This window comes from Cellulosimicrobium cellulans (assembly GCF_007679345.1).
In the GTDB taxonomy this organism is placed as follows: domain Bacteria; phylum Actinomycetota; class Actinomycetes; order Actinomycetales; family Cellulomonadaceae; genus Cellulomonas; species Cellulomonas cellulans_A.
In genome coordinates this window covers 431,433-439,444 of sequence record NZ_VEGH01000003.1, presented here as the reverse complement: position 1 = coordinate 439,444, position 8,012 = coordinate 431,433, and the positions used below count along the sequence as shown (strand labels likewise).

Sequence of the window (8,012 nt, the reverse complement as noted above, 5' to 3'; positions counted from 1 at the left end):
ACCCGGAAGCTAAGCCCTTCAGCGCCGATGGTACTGCACTCGCCAGGGTGTGGGAGAGTAGGACGCCGCCGGACATCTTTTCAGAAAGAGCCACCCCTCCGGGGGTGGCTCTTTCTGTTTCCCGGAGCCCCCTGTGCACCCGCGCGGGCGCCCCGCCCAGCACGCCGAGTCTCCACCTCGTGACTGTCCCGGACGACGAACTCAAAGACGCGAAGTGCAGTCTCGGTGGCTACGACGCCGAGCCCTCCTCACGCCCGGTCTTCAGGTCGTGGCTGTCCCTGACGGCAGACGCACAGACGCCAGGTGCAGTCTGCGTGCACTGCGGCCGCGGTCGCAGGGGTGCTCGGCCGACGGGTCGGCCAGGGGTGCGCGTGGTCCGGGTCGCTCGGGGTCAGGCGTGGGGGTCGGTGCCGCGTGCGTTCCAGCTGCGGGTGAGGATCCGCTCCAGTGCGGGCTGATCGACTGCGTCGAGGTCCTTCACGTAGAGGCAGCCCGTGCTGACGGTGTGCGGCCCGAGCTCTGCGAGGTCGTCGGCGTGCGCCTCGAAGCCGTCCATCAGGTACAGCGTCAGCGCGGTCTTCCTGGGCGCGAAGGCCACCGGCGGCCAGTCGCCCTCGCGTCCCGACGCGTACCGGTAGCGCGTGCTGCCGAACCCGATGATCGACGGCCCCCACAGCACCGCGCGCTCGCCGGTGATTCGCTCGAGCAGCTCGCGCGCCCGCACGGAGTCCCGGCGCCGCCGCTCGGGGCGTACAGCGGCGAGGAACTCGTCGACGTCGGCGTCGGTCGGCACGGTCTTCGGGGCGTCGGGCATAAGTCCATGGTGCCGGAGCCGGTCGACGTTCGGTGTCGGCGCCAGGGGCCGGCCGGTCGACGTTCGGTGTCGGTTCCAGGGGCCGGCCGGTGGGCGATCGGTGGCGGTTCGGGGCTCGACCATCGGCGTCGCCCGCAGGGGTCAGGCGTCCCGGATGAGCTCGCCGATCGCGTGGAAGCCGGCGGCGGCGATGACGGGGTCGTCGTCGCCGTGCGTCACGAGCGCCGACGCCATGACCAGCGCCCACCCGGCTGCTCGGCGCCAGCGTCCGGGGTCGAGGGGCCCGCGGGCGTCGGCCACGGCATCGGCACGCGCCCGGAATGCGGCGCGGCCGCGGGCGTCGAAGGTCAGCCACGCGGTCGCGAGGTCGCACGCGGGGTCGCCGGCCGTCATGTCCCCGAAGTCCAGCAGGCCCGCGAGGTGGCCGCCCGCCGCGACCAGGTTGCCCGGGTGCGGGTCGCCGTGCAGCCACACGAGCGGCCCCGGCCACGCCGGTGCGAGCAGCGCGTCCCGCCACAGGGCATCGAGACGCGCGCGGGCGCTCGATGTCCCCGCGGCAGCGCGCGCTGCGTTCGTGTCTGCTGGCGTCGGTCTCGTCCCTGCGCTCGTCCGGCCGGTGCCTGCGCCGCCGCTCGTCGTGCTCGTCTTGGCGGCACGGGTGTCGGTGTCACCGCTCGGCGCGGTCGTGTCCGCGGCACGGGTGCCCGCGTCGCCGCTCGGCGCGGTGGTGCTCGCGGCACGGGTGCCCGCGTCGCCGCCGGGCGCGGTCGTGTCTACGCCGCCGGTGCCCGCGTCGCCGCCCGCGGCGTCCGCCCCGGTGCCCGCGGCGGCGGCGATCGCGACGTCGAGGTGGCCCGCGTCGAGCCGGGCCTTGAGCGCGGCCGCCCGGCCGGCGAGCGCGCCGCCGCGGAACGGGTTCACCGGCGCGCCCGCGGGCGCCGGCACGTGCACCGCGACGAGCGCCTCGGCGAGCTCGGGCGCCCAGACGGTGCGGTCCGCGACGGGTTGGTCGGCGACGTGCACCCCGCTGACCCAGGGCACCACGCTCCACGACCACCGGAACAGCGGGCTCGGTCGGCCGGTCCGCACGGGTGCGGGCACGGGGACCGGGCAGAGCGGCGCGAGCGTCGGGAGCCAGCGCTGCTCGTGCTCGAGCAGGTGCGCGGCGGCCTCGCGCCGCGGCAGCCGCACGGCCAGGTCGTCGCCCAGCCGGAACGTCGCGTTGTCCCAGCCGTGGGCGGCCAGCCGGAGGGGCAGGGCCGCGAGGTCGGGGTGCTGGTCCTGGAGCAGCGCGCGCACCAGGTCGGTGGTGAGGTCGACCTCGGCGGGCGGCTTGACGGGCACGGGGGCTCCTCGGGTGCGGCACGGCTGACGCCGAGCGGGTGCCCGGGCGGACCGGTCAGGCTACTCGCCTCGGGGGTGCCCGTTCGCGCGCCTGCGCACGGAGGTACCGGCCGGGCCGGTGCACCGCTCGCGACCCCTCCCGTGCGGCTCCGGCACGACGGCGCGGCCGCCCGCGATGGCGCGTGCTCGGGGCTGCCTCCGAGTTCGCCGGGGTCGCGTGGGACGACCCGCTCGGCTGGGCCGAGGCCGTGGTGGTCGCCGCCGCGCCGCCGCCCGACGTCAGCGACGCCCGGCGTCGCCCCGGGTCGGCGGCGGAGTCGGGCCGGCCGCGCCCGGCGCGGCCGACCGCACCGGGACCGGCACTGCCGCCTGCGGCAGCACCGAGTGCGCGAGCAGCGTCGACCCGGCGACGGCGGCCGGCATCGTCGCCACCGCCCCGCCCGGCACGAGGAAGCACAGCTGCGTCGCGACGCCGAAGCCGAGGGCCCGCGCACGGTGCGCGCGGAGCAGCGCGTTGCGCTGCCGGCGCGAGAGCCCGCGGGCCACGAGCGCGCGGGACGACAGCTCGTGCGCGAGCACCCAGCCCGTGAGGCCGACGCCCGCGACCCAGCCGAGGGGTGCGCCGACGACGGGGACGAGGCCGAGCAGCCCTGCGACCGCCGCGGCGACGAGGCCACGCGCGACGAGCGCCACGCCGTCGGCCGCGCCGCGCCACAGGCCGGTCGAGCCCTCGGGGACGGTGCCGGTGGTGTCCTGCTCGACCGCGCGCCAGATCCGGTCGTAGAACGGTTCGCCGACCGTGAGCGTGAGCGCGGTGAACGTCACGACGACCAGGACGACCGCGGCGACCAGGACCACGCCCTGGGCGGCGAGCTCGGCGGTGCGCTCCCAGCCGGGCGGCCAGCCGTCGGCGAACGGGGTGAGCGTCTCGCCGACCGCGTCGAGGTTGACCACGAGGGCGATCAGCGCCGCCAGGACGACGGCGCCGACGATCGCCGCGGGGATCAGGCCGCGCGCCATCGCGCCCGGACGTCGCCGCCACCACGACCAGCCGCCGCCGAGGAGGCGGGCGCCTGCGAGGAACTCCTGCATGCGGGCAGCCTAGGTGGCGGGCACGTCGTCCCGCCGCCGGAGGGCGTCGTCCTGCCCGTGGGCGGGGGTGGGGACGCCGGCGCCCGTCTCGTGCCCGGCGCCGGACTCGGCAGGCAGCGGCACGACCGCGTCGACGACCATCGACCCGTCCGTCGGGCCCTCGACCGGCACCGGCACCGGCGTCGCCCCGACGCGGTCGAGCGGCGCGATCGGCTCGCGCCCGAGCGCGCGGTGCGCCCGCAGGTACGCCGGCACGAGCAGCACCACGGCGCCGGCCCAGGCGAGCGGGTTGCCCCAGACGACGCCGACGAACCCGAAGGCCGCGCCGAGCACGATCGCGGCGCCGACCCGCATCGCGAGCTCGATCACCCCGGTGAGCGTGGGCACCCCGGTGCGGCCGAGGCCCTGCAGCGCACCGCGGAGCACGAAGAGCACGCCGAGGACCGCGTACAGCGCGGCGTTGACGTGCAGGAACTGGGTCGCCATCGCCACGACTCCCGCGGCACCGTCGCCGACGAACAGCCGCACGAGCGAGCCTCCGGACGCGAACAGCACGACGCCCAGCACGGCCGAGCCCGCGACCGCGAGCCACGTCGCCTGCACGACGCCCTGCCGGATGCGGTCGGGGCGGCCGCCGCCGAGGTTCTGCGCGACGAACATCGACACCGCGAGGCCGAGCGACTGCAGCAGCGCGACCGCGAGGCCGTCGACGCGGGCGGCCGTCGTGTACGCGGCGACGGCGTCGGCACCGAGCGTGTTCAGCCGGACCTGGACGGCGAGCGTGCCGATCGCGATGATCGACGCCTGGAAGCCCATCGGCAGCCCGAGGCGCAGGTGCTCGGCGAGCACGGCCCGCGGCACCCGCCAGTCCGCGCGGTGCACGTGCAGCACGGGCACGCGCCGCCGGACGTACTCCAGGCACAGCGCGACCGACAGCGCCTGCGACACGACCGTCGCGAGCGCGGCACCGCCGACGCCGAGGCCCATGGGCCCGACCATGACCACGACCAGGACGACGTTGAGCACGCACGCCAGCGTGAGGAACCACAGGGGCGTCCGGGAGTCGCCGATCGCCCGGATGACCGCGGCGAGGAAGTTGAAGAACATCATCGCGCCCGCGCCGAGGAAGCTCACCTGGGCGAAGGTCGTCGCCTCCGCCATGAGCGAGGCCGGGGTCTGCAGCAGCCCGAGCGCCGGCCCGGCCAGCAGCGGTGCGCCGACGGTGAGCAGCACGCTCGTCGCGCCGGTGAGGATCGTGCCGGCCGCGACCGAGCGGCGCACGGCGGCCGCGTCCCGGGCGCCGAACGCCTGGGCGGTGGGGATCGCGAAGCCCGAGGTCATGCCCCAGGCGAACCCGAGGAGCAGGAACAGCAGGCTGCCCGTGGCGCCGACGGCGGCCAGCGAGTCGACGCCGAGGTGGCGGCCGACGACGACGGCGTCGGCGAACTGGTAGAGCTGCTGGACGACGTTGCCCACCAGCAGGGGGACGGCGAACACGAGGATGACGCGCCAGGGACTGCCGGCGGTCAGGACCTTGGCCATGACGAGAGTGCTCCGGGGCAGGGCGGGGGTGGGTGGGGATCGGTCGAGCGGGGGGAGGGCGGTCGCCGGTGGTGCCGTCGTGCCGCTGCACCGATCGTATCGTTTCGACGCGCGGTGACCAGAGGTTTCTGCGGCGGACTCCACCCGTTCGACGGACCGCAGCGGGCGACGTCACACCGGGGCGGGCACCGTCCGGCTCTCGTCCCACGGGACGGCCCAGCCGACGGCGTCGAGCAGCCGGTCGAGGATGAACGCGGTGAAGCCCCACACGAGCACGCCGTCGGCGTCGAACGCCGGCCCGCGCCACTCGTGGCCGCCGCGGCGCAGGACGGTCGTCACCCGCCGCGCGGGGTCCACCAGGTCGGCCACCGGCACCCGGAACACGTCGACGGTCTCCGCCGGGTCGGCGGCCGCCACGGCGGAGGGGCGGTCCCACCACGCGAGCACGGGCGTGACCAGGTTGCGGCTGACGGTGACCGGCAGCAGCGGCAGCGTGCCCAGCACCCGCACGCCGGCCGGGTCGAGGCCGGTCTCCTCCCGGGCCTCCCGGAGCGCCGCCGCCTCGGGTCCGGCGTCGGTCGGGTCGATGCCGCCGCCGGGGAACGACACCTGGCCGGGGTGGTGGCTCAGCGTGGGGGAGCGCCGGGTCAGCAGCACGTCCAGGTCGGCCGCCACCGCCGGGTGGTCCGCGCGCGCGCCCGCTGCGTCGAGGACGCCGAACAGCACCAGCACCGCCGACTGCCGGACCGGTCGCGCGTGCGCCGCCTCCCGGCCGGGCGGTGGTGTGTCGAAGGCACGCTCGGGGTCCGGGGCCCAGACCGGCCGCTCGGCGCAGAGCGCGACCAGGTCGGCCAGCGCCCCGGTGGCCCCGCCCGACTCCGGCCCGGCGGCCGGCCCCGTCGTCACGCCCGCTCCCGCACGGCCGCGGCGAACGACGCCAGACCGAGGTCCGCACCGGGTCGCAGCGCGGCGAGGTGCTGCCGCGAGCCCAGCCGGATCGCGGCGACCTCGTCGGGCTCCAGGTCGGCGACCATCTGCGGGGTCGTCAGCCAGAGGTCGAGCACCGTCGGGTCGACCTCGAGGTGGAACTGGGTGCCGACCGCGGACCCGGCGCGGAACGCCTGCACCGGGGTGGTCCCCGTGGACGCGAGCAGGGTGGCCCCGTCGGGCAGGTCGACGGCGTCGGCGTGCCAGTGCAGCACGGTCGGCCGCGGGCCGGCGGGGGCGAGCAGCGGGTCGTGCGCGACGACGTCGACGGGCGCGAAGCCGATCTCGGTGCCGTGCCGCCGGTGCAGCGGCGCCCCGAGCGCGAGCGCGAGCAGCTGCATGCCGAGGCAGACGCCGAGCGTCGGCAGGCCCGCGTCCACGGCCTCGGCCAGGAGCCTGCGCTCGGCGGCCAGGCCGGGGTGCCCGGCGTCGTCGTCGGCGTCCTGCGGGCCGCCCATGACGACGAGCCCGGCCAGGTCGGCGACGGATGGCAGGCGCGGCGACGGGTCGTCCAGCACGGTGCGGGTCGTGATCGGCAGGCCGTCGAGCGCGCGGGCGACGAGGCCCGGCCCCTCGTGCGCGACGTGCGTGAGGACGAGGACGGGACGCGGCTGGCTCACGGGGCGACCCTAACCGGTGCGCGGCGCGGGGCCCGGCGGGACGACGGCGGGCCCGGTCCGGGGGTGTCGCACCCCGGGCCCGGGCCCGTCCGTCACCTCGTCAGGCGGCGCGGTCGCACCGTGCGCCGGTCACCACCCGTCGGGCAGCGGCCGGCCCTCGTCGTAGCCGGCGGCCGACTGGATCCCGACGACGGCGCGCTCGGCGAACTCGTCGAGCGAGGTCGCGCCCACGTAGGTGCAGGAGGACCGCACGCCGGAGGTGATCCGGTCGACGAGGTCCTCGACGCCGGGGCGCTCGGGGTCGAGGTACATCCGCGAGGAGGAGATGCCCTCCTCGTAGAGCGCCTTGCGCGCGCGGTCGAACGCGGACCCGCCGCGGGTGCGGGCGGCGACGGCGCGGGCCGAGGCCATGCCGAAGCTCTCCTTGTACAGCCGGCCGTCGCCGTCGGCGTGCAGGTCGCCGGGGGACTCGTGGGTGCCGGCGAACCAGGACCCGACCATGACCTGCGAGGCGCCCGCGGCCAGGGCGAGCGCGACGTCGCGGGGGTGCCGCACGCCGCCGTCGGCCCAGACGTGCTTGCCGAGCTCGCGCGCGGCCGCGGCGCACTCCAGCACCGCGGAGAACTGCGGCCGCCCCACGGCGGTCATCATCCGGGTGGTGCACATCGCGCCCGGGCCGACCCCGACCTTGACGATGTCGGCGCCCGCGGCGATGAGGTCGCGCGTGCCCTCCGCGGTGACGACGTTGCCGGCGACGACGGGCACCCGGGGGTCGAGCGAGCGGACGGCCTCGAGGGCGTCGAGCATCTTGCGCTGGTGGCCGTGCGCGGTGTCGACGACGAGGACGTCGACCTCGGCGTCCAGCAGCGCGGCGGCCTTGCCCTTGACGTCGCCGTTCACGCCGACGGCGGCGGCCACCCGCAGCCGGCCCTGCGCGTCGAGGGCCGGCGTGTAGATCGAGGACCGCAGGGCGCCGACCTGGGTCAGCACGCCGACCAGCCGGCCGTCGCGGACGACGGGGGAGAACTTGCGGCGCGAGCCGTGCAGCCGCTCGAACGCCGCCTCCAGGCCCGCGGTGCCGCCCGACTCGACGACGGACAGCTCGACGGTCGTCGGGTCGCCGGACATGACGTCCGCGATCTGGGTGAACCGGTCGACGCCCTCGCAGTCGGCGGGGGTGACGACGCCGACGGGCCGGTCGCCCTCGACGACGACCGCGGCGCCGTGCGCGCGCTTGCCGATGAGGGTGAGCGCGGTGTGCACGGTGTCCTGCGGGGACACGACCACGGCGCTCTCGACGACGGTGTGCTTGGCCTTGACGGACGCGACCACGTCGGCGACGACGTCCGTCGGGACGTCCTGCGGCAGGACCGCGAGGCCGCCGCGGCGGGCCACGGTCTCGGCCATCCGGCGGCCGGCGACGGCGGTCATGTTGGCGACGACGACCGGGATGGTCGTGCCGGTGCCGTCGGTCGACGACAGGTCGACGTCGAAGCGGGAGGCGACCTCGGACCGCGACGGGACGAGGAAGACGTCGCCGTAGGTGAGGTCGGAGGAGGGCTGGTGCCCGGGCAGGAAGCGCATAGGTGTGTTCCCCTTTCCGCCCGATGCTA

At 76.7% G+C, this 8,012-nt stretch carries 7 protein-coding genes; all 7 read right to left on the bottom strand.

Annotation, left to right across the window (positions count from 1 at the left end):
- Nucleotides 1-391: 391 nt before the first annotated feature.
- Nucleotides 392-814 carry a DUF1801 domain-containing protein gene (locus FS882_RS06465; protein WP_158372024.1) on the bottom strand — a complete coding sequence of 141 codons (423 nt, stop codon included), beginning with the start codon at nucleotides 812-814 and terminating at the stop codon, nucleotides 392-394.
- Nucleotides 815-955: 141 nt separating this feature from the next.
- Nucleotides 956-2,158, bottom strand: coding sequence for a phosphotransferase (locus FS882_RS06460; RefSeq protein WP_158372022.1), 1,203 nt, complete (start codon nucleotides 2,156-2,158; stop codon nucleotides 956-958).
- A gap of 279 nt (nucleotides 2,159-2,437) precedes the next feature.
- On the bottom strand, nucleotides 2,438-3,250 hold the full coding sequence (locus FS882_RS06455; protein WP_158372020.1) for an EI24 domain-containing protein: 813 nt from the start codon (nucleotides 3,248-3,250) through the stop codon (nucleotides 2,438-2,440).
- Between the two features lie 9 nt (nucleotides 3,251-3,259).
- Nucleotides 3,260-4,792, bottom strand: coding sequence for an MATE family efflux transporter (locus FS882_RS06450; protein WP_158372018.1), 1,533 nt, complete (start codon nucleotides 4,790-4,792; stop codon nucleotides 3,260-3,262).
- 171 nt (nucleotides 4,793-4,963) lie between these two features.
- Nucleotides 4,964-5,698 carry an NUDIX hydrolase gene (locus FS882_RS06445; RefSeq protein WP_262348103.1) on the bottom strand — a complete coding sequence of 245 codons (735 nt, stop codon included), beginning with the start codon at nucleotides 5,696-5,698 and terminating at the stop codon, nucleotides 4,964-4,966.
- Nucleotides 5,695-6,399 carry a type 1 glutamine amidotransferase gene (locus tag FS882_RS06440; RefSeq protein ID WP_158372016.1) on the bottom strand — a complete coding sequence of 235 codons (705 nt, stop codon included), beginning with the start codon at nucleotides 6,397-6,399 and terminating at the stop codon, nucleotides 5,695-5,697. Before FS882_RS06440 ends, FS882_RS06445 begins: the two co-directional genes overlap by 4 nt.
- Nucleotides 6,400-6,528: 129 nt before the next feature.
- Nucleotides 6,529-7,983, bottom strand: a complete 1,455-nt coding sequence (locus tag FS882_RS06435; protein WP_158372015.1) for a GuaB1 family IMP dehydrogenase-related protein — start codon at nucleotides 7,981-7,983, stop codon at nucleotides 6,529-6,531.
- Nucleotides 7,984-8,012 lie beyond the last annotated feature (29 nt).